Raw genomic sequence first — 19,723 nt, forward strand, 5'->3', positions numbered from 1 at the left:
ACTACATTTCCTTTAATTCAAATATGAATTCTGAACCTTCTCCTTCCTTGCTTTTTACCCAAATCTGTCCTTCATGTATCCTGACAATCCATCTTACCATAGACAGGCCCAGACCGGTACCCCTGACTTGGTTTTGGCTGTTCCTGCTCCTGTCTGCACGGTAAAAACGGTTCCAGATTTTGTCTAAATGTTCCGCTCCGATGCCCTGCCCGTCATCCTTCACGATTCCCCGAATCTTCCCGTCTTTTTTGAACAGAGATACCTTCACGATCCCATTTCTCTTTCCATAGTCAATGGAGTTCTCCACCAGATTGATCAGCATCCTGGTCAGAAGCATCTGGTCTCCTCTGGCTGTGAGTCCGGGCTCGATCTCACTCAGCAGATGAATCCTTTTTTCACCGGCTCTCTGTGACAGTTCCTCCAAGGTCATTTCTGCCAGCATACTCATATCCACAGGCTCAAACTGGAAATTCTCTTTTCCTCTCTCGCACCGGGCAATCATCAAAAGCTGTGAGATAAGATCCGACATTTTCTTAGCCTGCCGGAGAACAATCTGAATCTCATGTTTCTGTTCTTCACTGAGTGTATCTTCCTCCAGGGCATATTCACACTGGGCTATAATCACAGAAACCGGAGTCCTCAGTTCATGGGAAACATCGGACGTAAACTGTTTTTCGTCCTCAAACGATGCCTCCAGACGGTCAAACATTTCATTGAACGTACAAGTCAGCTGACGCATTTCATCTTCCGATTTCGGTTCCGGGAGGCGCTTTGACAAATCCGCACCGCTGCTGATCTCCCCTGCGGTAGTACAAATATCATCCACCGGTTTCAGGGCTTTTTTCGTCATCATGTATCCGATCAGCCCAATGGCCAGAATCAGGAGCGGATATACAGCTAAAAAGGCCAGCAGAACCATATGCATGATCTGTTCCATGCCGTGAATAGAGACGATTCCTCTGATCCAGATGGCCTTTCCGGTCCCGTACTGGTAAGCGGCGTCATAGATCATCCACTGCTTGCTTCCCTGCTTTATGTTTCGGACTTCATGAGACTGAAGCTTCGTCTCTTTGGGAAATTCCACAGGCATACTGCCGTGCAGCAGCCTGCCTTCCTGATCATAGATACAAAACATGACACCGTCGTCATAATAGTCTACCTCCGGGTCCAGATAATAGGTTCCGTTCTGGAACTCTATCTCGTCAGCAAAATCGGCCACCATTCCCTGTAGATCTTCCTCTGTCTTGGACAGTTCCAGCTGATTGATAAATATGAAAACCCCTGCAAATACTGCTGCCAGCACGACAGCGATCATACCTGTGTACCAAAGGGTTACTCTTTTTTTAATCGAAAATCTTCTCATTCTTCTTTCCTCAGGACGTATCCAACGCCTCTCACCGTGTGGATCAGCTTACACCCAAATCCTTCGTCAATCTTTTTCCTCAGATAACGGATGTAGACATCCACAACATTAGATCCGCCCTCAAAATCATAATTCCATGCATGCTGCTCAATCTGTTCCCTGGACAGCACAATATTTTGATTTCTCAGCATATATTCAAGGACCATAAATTCCTTGCTGGAAAGAGATATCTTTTTATCTGCACGGGTAACTTCCTTTGATTCACAGTCCAGAACCAGATCACCAATCGTCAGCCGGTTAGAAACCAGTGCCGGTTTCCTCCGCATCATAACCCGCACCCTGGCCATAAGTTCTTCAAATGAAAAAGGTTTTACAAGGTAGTCATCCGCTCCAAGGTCCAGACCCTTCACGCGGTCTTCAATGCCGTCTCTTGCAGTCAGAAACAATACCGGTGTGTCATTGCCCTCCTCCCGGATCTTTTTCAGCAGTTCCAGTCCGTCAATCCCAGGCAGCATAATATCCAGGATGATGCCGTCATAATCCGCCATATTGATATAATCCAGTGCATCCAGGCCATTTCCGCAGTCATCTGCAGTGTAATGCTCTTTCATCAGTTTCTTTTTTAAGATGCTTCTCAAATCCTCTTCGTCTTCCACAATTAACAGGCGCATGTCATACCTCCATATGGAACTATTATAATATAAATGTAATTTTATGAAAACGTTTTAATTTAATTTACCTGAGAATTCTACTGACTTACATGGAAAATACAGGTGCTCATGAATTGAACACCTGTATCTTTTACACCTCCTGTTTAAAGTTATTTTCTTATTTTCATTGTCTTCTTAAAACCGGTTCTGCTTTTCATCAGCTTTTTGTACTTCTTCAACTGTTTTCGCGGAACCTTTATAACAGACTTTTTATTTATACTTTTTATGGCGTTTTTCCCCATGGTTTTAAGCTTAGCAGTTTTAATATAAATATACTTTAAGCTTTTACATCCGCTGAAACTTTCTTTTCCAATTGACACTATATTGTTTCCAACAGTAACTTTCTTAAGCTTTTTATATCCTTTAAACGCTTTGTCCCCAATGGCTGTAATACGAAAATTCTTTCCGCCAATTTTAACACTGCTCGAAATTGTAAGCGTTTTTAAGGATGTTTTAGATCTCGAACTGCCAATCAATTTAACTGTTCCCGCCGAACTTATAACCTGATATTTCATGCTTCCTACAGAGTAAATCCTACCTTTTAGTGCGGATATCTTAAATTTTTTTATGATACTTCCGGAATACATGTTTTTGCCCTTAATCCATACCTCTGCCGTCCCAATCTTAGTATTATTTTTGTAGCTCAACGTATAATCAATATCCCTGGATAAAGTTTTTCCTGAAACAATCACTTTTATGGGTAAAGTCTGTGGTTTCCCTGTATAGTTTAATGTCCTGATACCATATACAGATGCTCCGGCAATACTTCTTGGTTTCAGTCTTTCAATGCTCCTCCCCTTTTCCACAATTCTTCCGCATATCTTACAATAAACATCTCCGCTATATCCTTCTGCCGCATAGCTTGCTTCTGTTTTGCCTGTTACTTCCGTATTTTTATGGGCACATGCAAGCCTCGTAATACGCATCATTACATTGGTGGATTCATAACAGTCTTTATCAGTTCCCACATATTCTGCTGCAGCGGTAACTGTCTCCCCGGCTATGAGTTCTTTTCTCTTATCCGACTCCTTCCATTCCCAATCTTCCGGCAGCAAAATATCAGACACCGTTTCATTGCTGTAACTCACATTCAGGAACCCGGCAGGCATATTGGGTGCTTTCTCCGCTTTTGTAATCAAAAAACTTTTTATAATTGTTCCCGTGTATCCATTGGTTCCTGTGATTCTCACAGTTGCTTTTCCTACTTTTGTATTGTCCTCATAATCAATGGTATAGTCCTGTTCTCTCTTTAAGGTTTCCCCCTTTATAACTACTTCCAGATGAAGGGTCTGTGCTTTCCCTGTATAAACTAAATCGTGTATACCATATACATTAGCACCGCTAATATCCGTCGGGTCCAGTCTTGGAATCACTTCCCCATACTCAATGATCTCGTTACAAATGATACACTGAATATCTCCTGTATACCCGTCTTCTGTATAAGTAGGTTTACTCTTATGCACCAACTCTGTATGCTCGTGAGGACATTCCTGCCTTGTAATCTGAATCTCGACAGATTCAACTTTATAGTTTCCTTTATCTTCTCCCATGTATTCTGCTGTCGCAGTCGTTTCACCGACATGAAGTTCTTTATCAAAAGATTCTTCCGTCCATTCCCAATCTTCCGGCAGGTCAACCTCAGACACAGATTCAACTTCATAATCCACTGTTATCTCTTCATCCGGGATATTTGGTGCTCTGTCTGCCTTTACTATCGTGAAAGGCTGGGTTACAATGCCAGTATAATTATTCTTTCCCTGAATCTCTACCCAGGCAGCAGAGCCAGCAAATGTATTCTCAGAATATCCTGTTATCTCATAATCCTTCCCTAAAATGAGTTTATGGTCTTCATCTATTATAGATAAATCATCTTCCAGTGTAATTGGATTTCCCGTATAAATCTGGCCAGGAATCTCCTGTACCATTTCAGAAGTCAATTCTTTTTCCGTGATCCCTGCAGAAATCCATGGATTTCTATCTTTATCATAATAAATATATTTGTTATAAAAATTATCTCCTGAAATTTGTATTGCGATTTTATAAGAACCTTTATCAGTAAGTTGAGGCATTTCTTCACTAAACGCTGAATCATTTAAGCTATATTGGACTTTCATATCGTCAGACACGCCGGCTATTTTTACTGCATCATGCGATTTTCCATCGTATACCCCTTTATATGGCGTTATTTCAAGTTCTTCCAGAAAATGATGGATATATGCCTGCTTAATTTCTATTTTCATCGTTGCAGAAACTGCTTTGCGATTTTTTGTCTCTCCTTTTGTTATCTGCACTGTATAAATTCCTACATCTTTAGGCGCACTTTGTAATTCTTCCAGTCCTTCGATCTTCCCGTCATTATAACCTGAAAACCATCTACGCGAAAACTCCCCTTCCCTGTTCGTGAAAGTTTCCGCATTATCGTTTGTTGGTTCTTCAAGAGGCCCCCCATCATAAGTATGATTTTGATAATAATTTTTAAACTTAAGCTCGCCTTCTGCCTTTGCAATTTTAAAAACCAGCTTTAGTTCTTTTTTTTGATCATATTTTCCTGTCAGTGTAAAGGTAACAGGATACGTACCGGCCTCATCACAAAAGCCCATGATCTTCCCTACGTCTTCCCTGCTTTCTGACAATTTTAAACCAGGAGGAACCGTCCCCTCTGTAACCTCACAGGATTTAATACCCCCTACATTTTCAAGATTTTCTACATAATCACACAGATAAATTGTTGAAAACTCTCTGGGATAAGTTCCTGCAATATCTGTCGGCAGATCAGACTTAATACGAATAGGAACCAGCTGCTTTATTGTGAGGTCAGAATAGATTGTTGCCGTTAGATCAATGTATGAATCTCCGTCTTTGTTTTTCTGATCTAGAGTATCACCTTCATATACCCAATCACCTGATAAATTTAATGGTTTCAGATCATATGAGTCATCAAAATATTCTATGTATCTCTTGGGATCATCCTCTTTCTGATAAGATAAACGGTATATTAACAAGCCTTGTTTATCAAACCCTGGTTCTTTCGTCTCTAAGTTTTGTTTCCAGCCATTTGTATGATTTACAGTTCCATCCGATGTGTCTAGAAGCCATGTGACTTCTCCTGATGAAAACTGTTCTCTGGTCTTATGTGTTGTTCCCTCAAGTTCATCCGATTCTTCATCATCGAGATAATAACAATTTTTGAAATCTTGATTATAAGTAAATCCGCAAATACCCCCAATATAATATTTCGGTACTCCAGTTATTTTAGCAAATGAAACTTTTCCGGTATTGGAACAATTCTCAACAGAACCGCTATCGTAATGGCTGAACCCTCCGCAGATACCTCCCACATTACATCCAAGAGACTCTGTAGCTGAGATGTCTCCTGTATTATAACAATTCCGTATATCCGTCTGACTTGAATAGCCGCTGATTCCTCCAATATACCCATATGTGCCGATTACAGTGCTTCCATCGTTAAAACACTTTCCAATCAAAGAATTATTAGTACTATATGCACAAATACTTCCTGTGTAATATTTTCCATAAAACCAAGAATCTTTTACTCCTATATTTTTTATTGTCGCGTTTGAAATATATCCAAATAATCCGGAATAGTCCGATCTGAAGGTACAATATAATCCGGAAATTGTATGCCCGTTTCCGTCGAATTCTCCTGTATAGTTTTTCTCCTTCGTACCGATTGGAGTCCATTTCCGCAGATCATTTGCGCCATCAACCAGAGAACCATCTTCCTTTAGGATATTTGGGTTGACAACAATATCTCTCGTCAACTCAGCCTTCATACCTGAACTTCCTGCATTCACCTGCTCCGCAAACCAATACAGTTTTCCCGAGTTATCAATCTCAAGTATTCCGTCATTATCAGTGTCTGTTGCTGACTCACATCCTTTACAGACATTACAGAAACCATTCACATAATGATGGTCTGTACATGCCACACCACAAATTGTACAAAATCCATCAGCATATTTGTGCGGACAATTGTATCCGCAGATTATACAGACACCCTCCTCAAACTGATGCTCCTGATGTTCAAACCCACAGACCATACAGGCTCCTTTTTCGTAGGTATGTTCCGGATGTTCATATCCACACGTAGAACAGGTGCCTTTATTATACTTATGATCTTTGCAAAAATATCCACAGACTCCGCAGACATGTTCCTCATTAAAATCGGTCACTTCATGTTCATGTCCATACCCGCACTCTATGCAAATACCATCTTGAGCTTCTGCGTCATAAGTGTGAGGACAAACATATCCACATACCGTACACTTATGATTGATATCATATGAATGGGATCCCGCAATCTCTTTATGATTTTTTCCGCATCCGCTGCATATTCCCGTGCTGCTGTTATAAATATGAGTAGCCACATGTTCCGCCGCATTATTGCTGTAAGCATCGACTCCTTTCAAAGGCGCCGTCTTGTCACAATTATATGCGGTTACCTGATAAACAGCAGCAGCCTTGCTGGCATTTTTAAATTCCGGTATTTTCCCATAAGGAGTGTTTCCATTGTCAACATTCTGGACCCATACATCTGAAGCTGCCTCATCGTTGGCATTCAAAAGGTAGGTAACTTTTCCTGCTGCGAATGCCTCGGCTGATACTCCTTCAGTCTTTGTCACAATGGGTTGATTGCCTGTATTGTAAGCCCTGTCAATCTTCTCTGCCTGATAATAGCAGTTATTTAGTTTGCCTGACGAAGACATACTATACCCGCAAATGCCTGCCACCGAACTAAACATAGCATTCTTTCCTATTACAGTCCCAGTATTAAAACAATTATGAATATATGTGTCAAAACTTTCTCCTACAATGCCGCCCAGACAACAGGTGACTTTATTATCACTCGTAATCATGGAAGTATTAAAGCACTGGTCTATCTCTGCATACTGGGCTTGTCCTGCAATTCCACCTACATCTTCCCCGTTTATATAGGAATTTACAATACCAACATTTCTTACACGGGCAGGAGCATCTTTTTCTGCTCCGATTAATCGTGCAAATAATCCTGCCCTTTTTTCATTGTCATTGAAATAGAGCCCGCTTATCGTGTGTCCCTGTCCATCAAATGTGCCTTCATATCCTCCAGACGAAAAGTCTCCTATAGGAGTCCATTCCTGCCATCCTTCTTCTTTCTTTCCATCACATCCGCTGACATCCCCCGTATTTACTTCGATGTCTTTTGTTAATACAGCACAAGCAGCCTTATCCTTTTCACTGTTTACCAGTTCTGCAAACCAATAGAGTTCTTGGGCTGTACCAATCTTATAGGGATGATCGGCAGTACCATCTCCCTCTTCAGGTTTAACAACTGCCGGTGACGCGTAGGCAGGCACCAATCCTGCACCATAAATCTCTATGTATGTACAGGCTAATATCACTGCCATAAACAACGTAAAAACTTGTACAGCAATTCTTATACGGCTTGTAAATCCACACACTTCTCCTGACTTTTTTTCTTTCATAATCCTCATTCCCTCTCTCATAATCTCAAAAAACAAAAACGGCATTAGTTCTCTCTACTATGCCGTCAAATTTATCTGAATGCTATTTGCTGTCATATAACCAGCTTTTATATAAATAATAATAACATATATTTCTATTTTTCTCAATGTAAAAAAGATACATAGAACATTTTAAAATTAATGAAGTCTTTAATTTTATTTTAATAAAAGGGAACTATAATAAAGTTATCAAAGATACGAAAGGAGAATTTCATTATGAAAAATAAAATAACAGCCATATTAGCCTGCGGAGCATTTGTATTCTTACTTGCAGGATGCCAAAGCACACCGAAAGACCAGGCCGAAGCAACTACCACACAGGACATTGCCACGACAGCAGAGGGAACCGAAAATGCCACAGAAAAGTCAACAGAGACTCAGGCGACCGCTTCCGACACACCTGACTTCAGCAAATATGAGACAAAAATCTCACAGATTACAAAAAAAATCCAGGCAGCAAAACCCGTCTCCGATGTTTCCAAAAATCAGGATAAATTTTATAGTTTGAAAAAGGAACTGGATGCCATCGACCATGAACTGGATACTCTGGATGACGATTATGAGCATCAGTATGATACCGGAAAACTCTCAGCTGCAAAATATAAAGAAATCGAACGCAGGATTGACGCTCTGGAAGACAAACTTGATTTTGCAGAAGATACTTTAGAAAACAAATTTGGCATCGATGATTAACCGCTGAATTTTATTTTCAATATCTCAGGCCTGTTTCCTGTCAGAATGCGGGGCAGGCCGGAAGATATTGTCACTGCAAACGTATTTTATGACGAAGGAGGTAAGCCATGAAAGTCAAAAAAATCTTGTTAATGTTCATGGGATTCATGATGGGACTTTCCCTTTCCCTGTCCCCTGCAGTAATTCATGCAGACAGCGACGACCCGAAACCCACTTCTATCCGAAAACTCAACTATAAAAAGAGGACTGTCAGAGTCGGGCAGAAGTTTGAATTGAAGGCTTATGCAAGGCCATATGATTACGATGACGACCAGCTCATCTGGTCTACCGGCAACAAAAAAATCGTAAAAATCATCAGCAAAGACCGCAGAGACGATGATATTACATTAAAAGCCATGAAAACCGGAAAAGTAAAGATTACCTGCCGCATCCGGGGAACAAAGAAAAAGAAAACCTGCACCATAACGGTAAAGAAAAAAGCGAAAAAGAAATACATAAAACCAACAAAGATCAAACTGGAAGATAAACGGATGGATGTAGACGTAAATGATACAGAGGATATTGATTATAAGGTATATCCAAAAAAAGCTACAAACAAAAAAGTAACCTTCCGTTCCGGCAATAAAAGAATAGCAACCGTAAACTCCCGCGGTGATGTGAGAGGAGTCCGTCCGGGCAGAACAAAGATTACACTGACATGTAAAGCTAATCCAAAGGTAAAAGCTTACGTATATGTAATTGTAGAATATGACGATTAAAGATTCATGGGAGGAAAATATGAAAATTAAAAAATTACTGCCTGCTGTACTGGCAGCATTGTTAAGTCTGACGGTCATTATATCACCGCTCAGCATCCATGCCGACGAAGATGATCCAAAACCGACCTCTATAAGAAGGCTGAATTACTCTAAGAAGACCCTGCGGGTAGGACAAAAATTTGAGCTGGAAGCCTACGCGCGCCCTTCTGACTACGACGATGACCAGCTGATCTGGTCTACCAGCAACAAAAAAATTGTGAAGATCGTAAGCAGAGACCGCAGAGATGATGACATCACTGTAAAAGCAGTGAAAACTGGAAAAGTTAAAATCACCTGCCGTATCCGTGGTACAAAGAAGAAAAAGACATGTACGATCACGGTAAAGAAAAAAGCAAAAAAGAAGTATACAAAGCCAACCAGAATCTGGGTGGAAGACCGCTACACCGATGTAGATGTTCATGATTGGGAAGACATCGAATACAAGGTTTATCCCCGGACTGCCACAAACAAGAAGGTAACGTTTTCTTCCAGCAACAAAAAAGTTGCGACTGTCAATTCCAAAGGTTATATCTATGGCAAAAAACCTGGCAGAGCAACCATCACGCTGACTTGCAAAGATAATCCGAAGGTAAAAGCCTACGTCCACGTTTATGTGGAATGGGACGACGATGATGATTATGACGATTACGACTGACTGCAATGCATAGAATGTTATTTCCGTATTTTTTGTCTGATTCCGGTCATACTATTTCTGAGGTGATGACTATGAGAAATGAAGATATTCCAATCGGATTTACCATGGAACTGGCACAGCACGAAAATGCCCTGTCTGCATTTTCTTCGCTGACTTCTGACCAACAGCGTCAGGTCATCGACGGTGCCAAACAGATGAAGACCCGGCAGGAAATGCGGAATTATGTTGAAAACCAATTCAAATAAAAAAGAACAGGAAGCAAAAATTTGATTTTGTTTCCTGTTCTTTTTGTTTTCCTGTCACTGTTTTACAAACTCAGGATTTTTCATCACATAGTTTATCTTGGTCTTATCGTTCCAATAACCTGCGAGAGCCACCGGAAACCAACCAATTAATACATTTACAATGAGCGTTACGATAAGAAGTTTCTTCTTATTCTGATAAGACTGCACCAGATCTACAGATGGATTTTTTACTTTTTCCGCCTGCACAAACCTTAAAATAATAACGACTACATTATAAATGGCTCCAAACCAGACAAACCAATAACTTAATGCTAACCATGCATAGAAAAGTGTTACAACACTCCAGAAGATACCGGAATTCCGCTCTTTCCTGCTCAGAAACAAACGAAACTGCTGATCCTTTTCATTTGGAACCTCCAGCTTTACGCCGCACCATTCACAGTACAGAGCATCCTCCCTGTTCTCTTTACCACAATTCTGACAAATCATCTCTCTCCCTCCGAATCATCGTATTGTTGTAACTAAATTATAGCACAGATATGTCATTTTTTCCTGTTTTTATACAGTGCTTTACAGGTTTTTCCGCCTGCATAACTTCCTTTTCTCCAATTCAGCTGTTCCCAGTATGCTTCCAGCATTTCCTGAGTTTTCGGACCCCAAATACCGTCCTCTGCGAGTTTTGGGAGTGTCCCTGTATAGCATTGATTCAGCTTTCCCTGAAGCCAGCGGACCGCCTCTTTTGACGAAGTTTTTTTCACGGCAGTATATTTACTAGTTTTCCCCTGCTTTATTTCTTCCCCTGCAATTCCTTCAGCGATCGCCCTGGCCACTTCTTTGTACCCAGCTTTTTTGTACAGTTCGCAATCGTCTTTGTCGTCCACAAAACAAACTTCCACCAAAATTGCTTTATTAATTGTATGATTTAGGTAATAAAGTCCGCCTGTTGTCTTGATTCCTCTGTTTGTAAAACCAAGTTTTTTCATATTTTTTAAAATTTTTTCTGCTGCACGCTTTTTGATTCCGGAGGATGCCGTACACCAGACCTCTGCACCGGCGATTTTCCCGTCGCCGGAACAGTCGTTTCTCCCTGAATTAAAGTGAATAGAGACATCCAGTGAAACTTCTCTTTTATTACATTTGGCAACAATCTTTTTCAGAACATCTCCCTGGCTCTTTCCGTTGCTGCAAGTACAATCGTATACTTTATGCCCGGCAGATCTCAACAGACTGATGATTTCTTTAACAACCAGCCTGTTTTCTCTTGACTCATCTAAAAGTCCGACTGCACCGCAGGCCACCTTCCCGGACGGATTATGCCCGGCACTGATATTGTAAACTGCCATCTTATTCCCCCTCCACTAATCTCGTAAATGCCTGGTGAAGCCCTGTACTGGCAAGTCCGGAAAATGCTCCATAAACCACAGGCTCCAGTGCAACCGTCTTGTTTACGATACAGCCAAGCACCGCACCGCTGACGGCAAGAATCAATGGTATGTACTTGTTAGGAATAAAATCCAGCGATTTTTTCACCACATAACCAATGATCAAAGATGCTGTCAGGACCATCGGCATATAATATTCCGTAATAAAGCTCAAATCCATCTGTTTGACCCCCCTTTTATTTTTCAATAATGCTCTCCAAAAGCTCATCTCTTATTTTCTTCATATTTTCTATCCCATTTCCTGTTATCTGATGGTTCAGCATTGCGGCTAAGCATTTGGACTGTTGTTTCTGCATCTCCTCCAGTCCTTTCAGCCGCTGATAGTCATTTTCCGAGTGCTCCTCCAGCTGTTCCACCCTTTGGCTGAACTGCAGAGCGGGATAAATGATTTTATAAATGACGGCACCGGCACCTCCAATGATGCTGATGCCGCCGCATACTGCTAAAATTTGTTCGATCACTTCTCGTCTCACCCTGTTCTTTTCCAATAATATACTGTTAAATATGGCTGCAGATTTTTGTTTGTGCCGTCTCCACCGCTGCTGTTTGTGGAATGGGCTGGTACCGTATGATTATGTCCTCCTTTACCAGACATAGAATGTGAATGATTTCCTGCATACGGTGTTGCGGATTCCCATAGGGTATCCTTATTTTTTTCGGGGCAGGCCAGATCCCTGGCCCCTGTGGCTGAAGTGATACAGTCAACATCAGCATATACTCCGTGTCTGTGGTTTCCTGCACTATTAATTGTATGTGTATGGTCTCCTACAGGACTGACTGACAATCCATTTACACTGTGGTTATGTGCAACTACTACAGAGTTTTTGCTTCCGCCCGATTTTTCTACGGTATTAAATAACGGATCTGTGGTGTTTACTCCTACTAATACCTGCCCTTTGGCAAATTCCTGCCAGACACCTCCAAAAAGCTGGGAAGGATTTTGATATCTAACAGATGTATAAACACTTCCGATAGGATATGTTTTTTCGAGAAATGTTTGGTTTAAGCGGTCCACTCCTGTTTTCAGTTCATTGACTGCTAAGACAAGACTCTGTTTTTCACTGGTCTTTAAGTTGTCCAGACTTCCCATTTTTGTCTCTACATCCTGAAATCTTTGATTTACTTCGTTCTTTCTCTCATCAAAATGCCGGAAATCGACCAATCCGGCAGGAGTTATCGAAATATCCGTTTCTGCTTTACCGGAATTCTTTAAATGAAATTTCCATGTAACCGAAAACCCTGGATTCTCCGATGCCGCAGGAATCTTCTTTGCCTCTGATGCCTGTGCCAGACAATATAAAATTTCTCCTTCATCCGGATCCTGAGCAAAAATTCCGACCTGCCAGAGTTCATATCCTTTCACTAGCTTGGTATTTTCCAACAGCACAGAAATGTCGATATGTCCGTCTATTTCTTCTATCTGCTGAAATGTAATAAGCTGATTGGGACCGATCAGATCAGTCTGGTCTTCAAGCTGAGTAATGACTGCTTCTCCAGTCCCGGTCTGTACTTTTGTAAATTGTAATGTCTGCCCTGCAATCAGCTTATCCTGCAGAGCCTGCCCTTTTTTTGTAATAACTGCTGACTTCCATATATTCACTTTATTCCACCTCGATTCTGTAAAATTCATGTTCAGAAAGGCAGATTCCAGTATAAATCCACACATCTGCCTCAATTAATTCTGACATCTTGATTTTATAGCTAAGATGCGCCGGTTTTACTTTATCCACAAAGTCCGTGACAGGCTTCAGATCTCTGACATATCCCATGACAAACACCTGAAATTTGTTTTTCTCGATATTCTCTTCAATCTGAACATTATGTCCTGTCAATACTTCAAGTACATTTTCAATTTTTTTGGGATTGTTAAACCGGTGTCCCAAATTTTCCAGCAGATTTTTTCTGCGCTGTTCTATGCTCCATCCGGGTTCCGGATAAAGTCTGTACTGTTCTTCCCAGTAATCCAGAGACCATGTTGCAGTCTGTATCATGATCTGATCTATAAAATCATCCGGAAAACTGTTGATCTCATCTAATGCCAGCCCGATGCTCTGAAAAAGTTTAAGAGCGACATAGGAATTCCCGTAAACGGGGCTGACAAAATCAATGATTTTCTGAGCTTCTTCACTGGTCAGAACTTCTTCCATCAATTTTGTATGTACTGCCATAACTACCTCCTATTCTGTCAGCTCCAGATTTTGAAGATCTAATACCGGGATCTTTCCGCCTTCAATCGGAATATTCACCTGCCCGGAATTTACAGTAAGATTGCTGAAATCATAAACCCCGGCTGTACTTCCCAAAATATTAGCTATCTTCGTATATCTGATTTCCCCGTCAGTCTCCGCTGTTGTTAAGTATTCCTGCATGCTTTTTATAAATGTTTCTCTGACGTTTTCCATTGTATTATCTTTTAGCTGGACAACCGCTTTCACCGCAATAGAAAGTTCTGCCGCTGGTTCTACATTTACTATGGAGTTGACAGGCGCCAGCCGTTCATCCGGATTATCCGGCCTCATGATATAATTCTGAACTTCCAGACATAAGTCCTTTGTCGCAGGTTTTCCATCTGAACTTGTCAAATAGATGGTTACGATTCCGCTTCCGTCTTCCGGGCTGACAATCCTGGCATTCCCGGTCCCTTCCACAGATAAAGCCCAGCGTTTATAGTCGTTCATATTTCCCACGAACGAATCCCCTTGTGTCTGGTCATATTCCATGATCCTTTCTCTCAGGCTCTCATCTTCCTCTGCTTCCAAACCGCCTGCAATCGGAGCAGGATTTGTAACCGTGTTGATTCCTTCGATGATGTCTCCCTGCAGAATGACTGTATTCTCACCACTGTTTCCAGATAATCCGGCCTCCACACTCTGAATCTCTACATCCACAAAACCTTCTTCTGCAATCTGGACTTCCATTAAAGTCTCATACTCTTTCTCAGGTTCATCATTTATACTTTCTGTCGTAAAAACAGCACCCTCAGGTATGAGCGTGCCGGCCTGTCCTTCGATACGAAGAATTCCTTTTGCATTGATTGCTTCTTTTCTTTCTAATCCTCTTGTTTCCGCATGATAATCCAAATAAATTCCCTCAGCAAATCTCGGCCAGATCAATTTGAGGGCCTCTACCAGTTCAAATTCTTTCATTCGGGAAACTTCGATGGCTGTCGGTTTGGTTAAATCATAAACATACCCGCCTTCTGATGTATCCAGATCCTTCTGCAGGTTATCCAGCATTCTTTTATGGACCTCTTCCTCACTGGATTCCTCAAGAAACTTAGGGATCTGAAAATCATCATCTTCTAATTCTTCCTCTAAATTCTCTAAAATTTCTTCATCCATATACTTCCTCCTTACTATCTCTCAATTACCGCCTGCAGTTCTGCTTCATTTGAATCAATACCAATGACTTTACAAAGTACTTCTACTGAATCAGGATTTTTCCACTGAAATGTGACAGACTGTACAAACTCAGTCCTTCCATACGGATCTGCTTCCAAGGCCTCCACGATTTCATTTTCCAATATACTTTCTGCTTCTTCTCTGGACCCTGCCTGAAAAGCCTGTTCAATATCAATTCCGATATCATCGCTGTATGCCTGACATACATATCTTTTTGTCTGAATAACTTTTTTGCACCACTGTATCCATGCCTCCAGACCGCTGCATTCTACCAGTTTCATAGATCCGTCCCTTTTAAAGTCTTCTAATCCGTCATCAAAACAGACGCTTGGTTTGTAACCCACCGGTTCCTCATCTATTTGTTCTTCCAACTGTTCTAATTCTAAATCCTCATCTTCCATATCCTCAGGAAAAAGATTGGCCATATCATCACCTCCCTAAATTATGATTCATCCACCATTTCTACCTGATCTACTACCACAGGCGTTTCATCTGCCCATACGACCAATACTCTGATGCTTTTGCCTGCTGACTGTGCAAGTTTTCCTTTCAAGGTACTGCACAGAACAAGTTCATCATTTCCGATGACATTATCAGGAAAGCTATCCAGCACCAATCCCTTATTTTTATACGTTCCTATCTCCGCATTGGGGATAAATCCTGCCTCCTTGATTTTTCCCATTCTCTTCTGTAAAATAGCCGCCAGTCTTATATTCCCTTTTACTGCCATCAGGTCTCCACCTCCAAGCTCATTGTTCCATTGAAGCAGTCATGTTCGATTCCGATAACGGTATAATAACCTTCCAGAGCTCCTGCACTGCTTTTAATCCTGTGGCCCTTTTTAATATATGGATTATCTACTGCTTCAAGAGTACGTTCATATATTGGTTTCCCTTGTTCTTTCAAAATTTCTTTTGCTTCTTTCTTTGCATGGGCAGACTTCTTATCATCTGAGTCTCTCACAATAATTTGCTGAAGTGTACCATAACGGGATGTATTTCCTTTGACTACTGTCACCTTTTTTGGCGGAAGCTCCTTTTTCTCTGACTCCTGTTCCCGGTAAATCGCCACCTTTGTCACCATTCCATCCATGGTAACTCTTGTATTCTGTGACAACGCGGAGTCCTTTTGATTTAATGTATAAATCTTCTTGTTGTATGCCCTCTTCCGTATGGTCAAAACTCCTTTTTCACAGTAGATCACATATTTCGTTCCTGTCTTTTTCTTCACTTCATCCAAAATCGAAAGTATGGCATCAGAAATAGTCTCTTCCCTGATGATCTTCCTCTTATGTTTGATACTTTTATACTGAAAGTTTAATTTGATTCCCCATCGCTTACAAATTGTCTGAAGAATGGTCTTCGTATTTTTTCCTTTTGAAAAGAAAAAATTATCCTGTGAATTCTGCAGATAGATCAGCCGGTCATATGCCATTAAATTCAGATCCTTTGTCACATCACTCGTATAATCTTTCTCCCATATGATTCCTCTGAATATTTCCTTGTAACCGCTTCCGGTATCACAATACAGGTATAACGAATCCCGGACTGTAATGTTATTATATAGATATTTGTTCTTATCTTTTATATTTGGAATCGTAATGGAAACGCTTTGAGCCAGTTCCTCATTGTTTTGTGACGTTGTAAGGCTCGTCAGCAGATTTGAAACGTTATAATTCGCTTTTTTTGTTTTTATCAGACACCTGTATAACGGATGCTCTAATGATCCTGCCATAGTCCACCTCCTAACTCACCATTTTTATCAAAGTGTTATATCCTGCCATGCCGTCCACCTTAAGGTTATGCTTTCTCTGGTAGGCTTTAATGGCTTTTACGGTTTTTGAACCACATATACCATCTTTTGTGGTTCCCACTTTTCCCTGAACAAATTTTACGACTTCTCCTCTTTTTCCGCTTCTGATCACAATCTTTTTCATTGCATTTTTTGTTTTTGCATCCAGTTTTCCATTCACAGATAATTTTGCATATTTATCTTTGTTAATTGCTTTTTGGAGTGCAACTACCGAAGTTTTTTTCTTGGATGAACCAGAAACACTCGGGATTGTAAGGACCTGTCCTTGATAAATCTGATATGGTTTTGTTTTGATTCCCTTTTTTCTTTGGCTGGCATTTTTCTTATCAATCAGTGATTTATTGGCCTTATATATTGTCTTATATTTTTGGCCGTCTCCATAAAACTTTTTCGCAATGTCCCTCAGAGTCTCTTTATTCGTTCTGACCTTATATTTTTTCGTACTTTTACCCGATGCCCTTTTTTTCACTGTCTTATTTAAGGAAAGGTCTGCCGCCTCCACTAAAGAAATAGAATAATTGTAATCGCCCAGAGAAGCGATATGATAACTAAACTCTTCGATATATACCGGCAGTTTCTTTAACGTCGTACCGGGAATTTCCAAATTCAGCTTCTTGTGATTTTTCTTCCAGTCCTGAATATAATTGATATAATAGCTTGGGCTGTTAAGTGCTGTATTCTGTTTCTTTACAAAGGACAACGTATCCCTTGAAACAGCCGGGAAGATTCCTTCCCAGCTTACCGTACTTAAGTTTCTTCCCCTGGGCAGTTTTACTTCCCCCAGGTCTAATATTTCATACTCCTGAAACCTCGTTGTACTTGAATAAGACAGTTCTTCCGGAAGTAAGGGTACTTTTATATATTTCTTGGAATTGCCTGCCTCTGATATTTTAATTTCCATTTTGCCCTCCTCTTCTTATTGTACGGCCGGAATGTTTTGATAAGCTGATTCCAGTGCATCAGCCAAAATTCTGCAGATTTCATCAGACACCTGATTCTTTTGTTCTTTCAAGACTTTCAGAAGATCGATATTCTTTCCGTCTCCGTCCTGTCCGCCTTTCAGCTGAATCGTAATATTTCCCACAGACACGCTGACCGGTGCTTTTTTCTTTCCTGACCTGTTGCTTCCAGCCAGAGTTCCTCCGCCTGCAAAACCGCCGTCTGCGTGCTGAGATACGCCGAGCATTGCTCCTGCCTGATGCCAGAGGTCGAGGCCTCTTTTTCTTCTCTTTCCGCCCAGAGGGATGATCACTTCAGGTCCGTCTTCACCAACCCAGCTTAATGTCTTGCCTCCTACAAAACTTCCGTTTGCATTTTTCTGGATTCCTCCGCCTCCCATGAGGCCAAAGAAAGAAATGCTTGCAAGGCTCGCGGCGGCCATCTGTGCCGCTCCGGACAGCATGACAAGTGAATCTACAACGCCAATCGCTGATCCTCCCATTCCTTCAATCATGCCTGCCGCATTTTGAGAACCGTCGCCCAGTCCCTGAACCTGCTTCTGGGAACCGTTTGAACTGGAGCCTAAGCCCTTAATGTTACCCTGCGCTTTTTTAGAACTCTTTCCTACACCGCTCATGCCTTTTTTAGCACCTTTGGCTCCTTTATCCACAGAGTTAAGACCTTTCTTTGTTTGCTTCACTGTAGAATTGAGCATATTCCCAAAACCTTTGCCATGTTGCTGACCCATGTCTTTGCCTATGGGTTTTCCTGCCTTTTTCTTCTTAGCTCCGCCTTTTTGTCCTTTTGTCAAGGTGTCATATCCGTATTTAAAACCAGGATTATACATATAATCGGAATATGTGCCATTGCCGACACCGTAAGGATCTATTTTGTCCGAAGGCTTTGTCGGCGTTTTCGGTGTTTTGGGTGTTAAAAAGTTTTTAATACCCTTTGCACTTTTTTTTAAGAAATTTCCAGCTTTTGCAAGTGGTTTTGGAAGTTTAATATTCTTGACAGATTTCTTAAGATTCTGGTAACCATCATATAACTTCCCGCCTGCATATTTCCCAATCATAGAACCTGCTGTACCTAACAATAGTCCTGCTCCTGTACCAATTACTGTACCTACAGGTCCTCCAAGAACTGTACCTATCGTTCCTCCTATTTTGCCTCCAACCCATGCTGCTCCTGCTGTTCCCGCTGCTGTTCCTACTGCTCCACCAAATAAACTTCCACCTTCTTTTACAGCGGTTTTTGCCCTATCCTTTGGCTTTGCTGTTGCAATATTGTAAGCAGACATTCCATAATCTAAAATTCCTGGGGCTCCTTGTTTAAGAAAGTTCATTCCTTTTCCAAGTGTTTTAGTAATTGGCAATTCCTTTATTTTAGGCGCTACCTGTGCCACCTTTTCGACTCCTCTTCCAATCGTTTTAGATATCGGCCATGATTTTACTTTGGATGTTACTTTCGATGCCCCACCCTTTATTTTGGTAACTCCTGCTTTGACTTTCTCTGGTAAACCTGCTTCTTTTGCCACATCCATACTCAAGTCTTTGTATTCCTTTATAGTCCTTTCAAGAGCACTTTGCTGAATATTCGATACCACATTATCTTTGTATTCATTGGCTAATGCTTTTCCTTTATCCCAGACTTTTTCTATAAAAGGTTTCTGTTTACTACTTTCTTTTGGTTTTGCACTACTAGATGAAATACTTCGTCCTCCAATTGCCTGTCCAGCTCCATATTGTATAGCTGGCGCTACTGATGAGACTGCTCTTTGTGATATATTTCCCGAAACACTTCCAATCGTACTGATTGCTTTCTGTACATTTGTGTCTACATTAACTCTGACAGTAAACGCCTTTCTTTCCAGCTGTCTTCCCAAAGAAAGAATACTCTGGATTTTCTTCGTCGCCATGTCTGCGGCTGAAATTTCCATATTTATTTTTAAACCGTTTAACCGGTTGCTCTGTCTGATGATTTTTTCCATTTTTTTGTCCAGCTTCTCAAGGCTTCGATAAGCTTTTCCCGCACCCGGAGAGATTCTGTCCGTAAAATTTCCTTTCATATTTAAGACCAATGTTTCTGCCATCCATTTTCCTCCCTTCTCTTAAATGTATACCCTCTTACAGGGCACACCG

General features: G+C 41.1%; 19 protein-coding genes. 4 read left to right on the forward strand and 15 right to left on the reverse strand.

Annotation, left to right across the window (positions count from 1 at the left end):
* Window position 1 precedes the first annotated feature (1 nt).
* The 3 genes from ANCC_RS13835 to ANCC_RS13845 form a co-directional block, all read right to left on the reverse strand.
* Entirely contained in the window at window positions 2-1,363 is a 1,362-nt protein-coding gene (locus tag ANCC_RS13835; protein ID WP_006566097.1) for a HAMP domain-containing sensor histidine kinase, read from the reverse strand.
* Window positions 1,360-2,034, reverse strand: a complete 675-nt coding sequence (locus ANCC_RS13840) for a response regulator transcription factor (RefSeq protein WP_006566098.1) — start codon at window positions 2,032-2,034, stop codon at window positions 1,360-1,362. The genes ANCC_RS13835 and ANCC_RS13840 overlap by 4 nt, the downstream gene beginning before the upstream one ends.
* Before the next feature lie 149 nt (window positions 2,035-2,183).
* On the reverse strand, window positions 2,184-7,559 hold the full coding sequence (locus ANCC_RS13845) for a GLUG motif-containing protein (protein ID WP_167319330.1): 5,376 nt from the start codon (window positions 7,557-7,559) through the stop codon (window positions 2,184-2,186).
* Window positions 7,560-7,814: 255 nt separating this feature from the next.
* Here ANCC_RS13845 and ANCC_RS13850 point away from each other — a divergent pair, with 255 nt between their 5' ends.
* The 4 genes from ANCC_RS13850 to ANCC_RS13865 all read left to right on the forward strand — a co-directional run bounded on the left by ANCC_RS13850 (window position 7,815) and on the right by ANCC_RS13865 (window position 9,988).
* On the forward strand, window positions 7,815-8,291 hold the full coding sequence (locus tag ANCC_RS13850; protein WP_006566100.1) for a hypothetical protein: 477 nt from the start codon (window positions 7,815-7,817) through the stop codon (window positions 8,289-8,291).
* Between the two features lie 107 nt (window positions 8,292-8,398).
* Window positions 8,399-9,049 carry an Ig-like domain-containing protein gene (locus ANCC_RS13855; RefSeq protein ID WP_129699958.1) on the forward strand — a complete coding sequence of 217 codons (651 nt, stop codon included), beginning with the start codon at window positions 8,399-8,401 and terminating at the stop codon, window positions 9,047-9,049.
* Between the two features lie 19 nt (window positions 9,050-9,068).
* Window positions 9,069-9,743 (forward strand): Ig-like domain-containing protein, encoded by a 675-nt coding sequence (locus tag ANCC_RS13860; RefSeq protein ID WP_009290575.1) that lies wholly within the window; start codon window positions 9,069-9,071, stop codon window positions 9,741-9,743.
* 71 nt (window positions 9,744-9,814) lie between these two features.
* Entirely contained in the window at window positions 9,815-9,988 is a 174-nt protein-coding gene (locus ANCC_RS13865) for a YdeI/OmpD-associated family protein (protein WP_022261054.1), read from the forward strand.
* A 54-nt stretch (window positions 9,989-10,042) separates the two neighbouring features.
* On the opposite strand, the gene ANCC_RS13870 is transcribed toward ANCC_RS13865, so the two are convergent.
* From ANCC_RS13870 to ANCC_RS17715, 12 genes are read right to left on the reverse strand one after another with little or no spacing between them, the layout of a single operon-like run.
* Window positions 10,043-10,477, reverse strand: coding sequence for a zinc ribbon domain-containing protein (locus ANCC_RS13870; RefSeq protein WP_006566104.1), 435 nt, complete (start codon window positions 10,475-10,477; stop codon window positions 10,043-10,045).
* 53 nt (window positions 10,478-10,530) lie between these two features.
* Complete coding sequence (locus ANCC_RS13875; protein ID WP_006566105.1) at window positions 10,531-11,331, reverse strand: N-acetylmuramoyl-L-alanine amidase; 801 nt, start codon at window positions 11,329-11,331, stop codon at window positions 10,531-10,533.
* Window position 11,332: 1 nt separating this feature from the next.
* Window positions 11,333-11,590, reverse strand: a complete 258-nt coding sequence (locus tag ANCC_RS13880; protein ID WP_039946399.1) for a phage holin family protein — start codon at window positions 11,588-11,590, stop codon at window positions 11,333-11,335.
* A gap of 16 nt (window positions 11,591-11,606) precedes the next feature.
* Entirely contained in the window at window positions 11,607-11,903 is a 297-nt protein-coding gene (locus ANCC_RS13885) for a hypothetical protein (RefSeq protein WP_006566107.1), read from the reverse strand.
* A complete protein-coding gene (locus ANCC_RS13890) occupies window positions 11,900-13,030 on the reverse strand; it encodes a phage baseplate protein (protein WP_050754276.1) in 1,131 nt (376 codons plus the stop codon). The genes ANCC_RS13885 and ANCC_RS13890 overlap by 4 nt, the downstream gene beginning before the upstream one ends.
* Before the next feature lies 1 nt (window position 13,031).
* Entirely contained in the window at window positions 13,032-13,598 is a 567-nt protein-coding gene (locus ANCC_RS13895) for a putative phage tail protein (protein ID WP_006566109.1), read from the reverse strand.
* A 9-nt stretch (window positions 13,599-13,607) separates the two neighbouring features.
* Window positions 13,608-14,771: a baseplate J/gp47 family protein gene (locus tag ANCC_RS13900; protein WP_006566110.1), complete on the reverse strand. Its 1,164-nt coding sequence runs from the start codon at window positions 14,769-14,771 to the stop codon at window positions 13,608-13,610.
* Between the two features lie 14 nt (window positions 14,772-14,785).
* Complete coding sequence (locus ANCC_RS13905; RefSeq protein ID WP_006566111.1) at window positions 14,786-15,256, reverse strand: DUF2634 domain-containing protein; 471 nt, start codon at window positions 15,254-15,256, stop codon at window positions 14,786-14,788.
* A 17-nt stretch (window positions 15,257-15,273) separates the two neighbouring features.
* Window positions 15,274-15,561, reverse strand: a complete 288-nt coding sequence (locus ANCC_RS13910) for a hypothetical protein (protein WP_006566112.1) — start codon at window positions 15,559-15,561, stop codon at window positions 15,274-15,276.
* The gene (locus ANCC_RS13915) at window positions 15,561-16,565 is read right to left on the reverse strand and encodes an XkdQ/YqbQ family protein (RefSeq protein WP_006566113.1); all 1,005 of its coding nucleotides are present in this window, start codon (window positions 16,563-16,565) and stop codon (window positions 15,561-15,563) included. Before ANCC_RS13915 ends, ANCC_RS13910 begins: the two co-directional genes overlap by 1 nt.
* Before the next feature lie 10 nt (window positions 16,566-16,575).
* Window positions 16,576-17,544, reverse strand: a complete 969-nt coding sequence (locus ANCC_RS13920; RefSeq protein ID WP_006566114.1) for a PGRP and LysM peptidoglycan-binding domain-containing protein — start codon at window positions 17,542-17,544, stop codon at window positions 16,576-16,578.
* Window positions 17,545-17,559: 15 nt separating this feature from the next.
* On the reverse strand, window positions 17,560-19,674 hold the full coding sequence (locus ANCC_RS17715; protein ID WP_006566115.1) for a hypothetical protein: 2,115 nt from the start codon (window positions 19,672-19,674) through the stop codon (window positions 17,560-17,562).
* Window positions 19,675-19,723 lie beyond the last annotated feature (49 nt).

Origin of the sequence: Anaerostipes caccae L1-92 (assembly GCF_014467075.1) — a bacterium.
GTDB lineage: Bacteria > Bacillota > Clostridia > Lachnospirales > Lachnospiraceae > Anaerostipes > Anaerostipes caccae.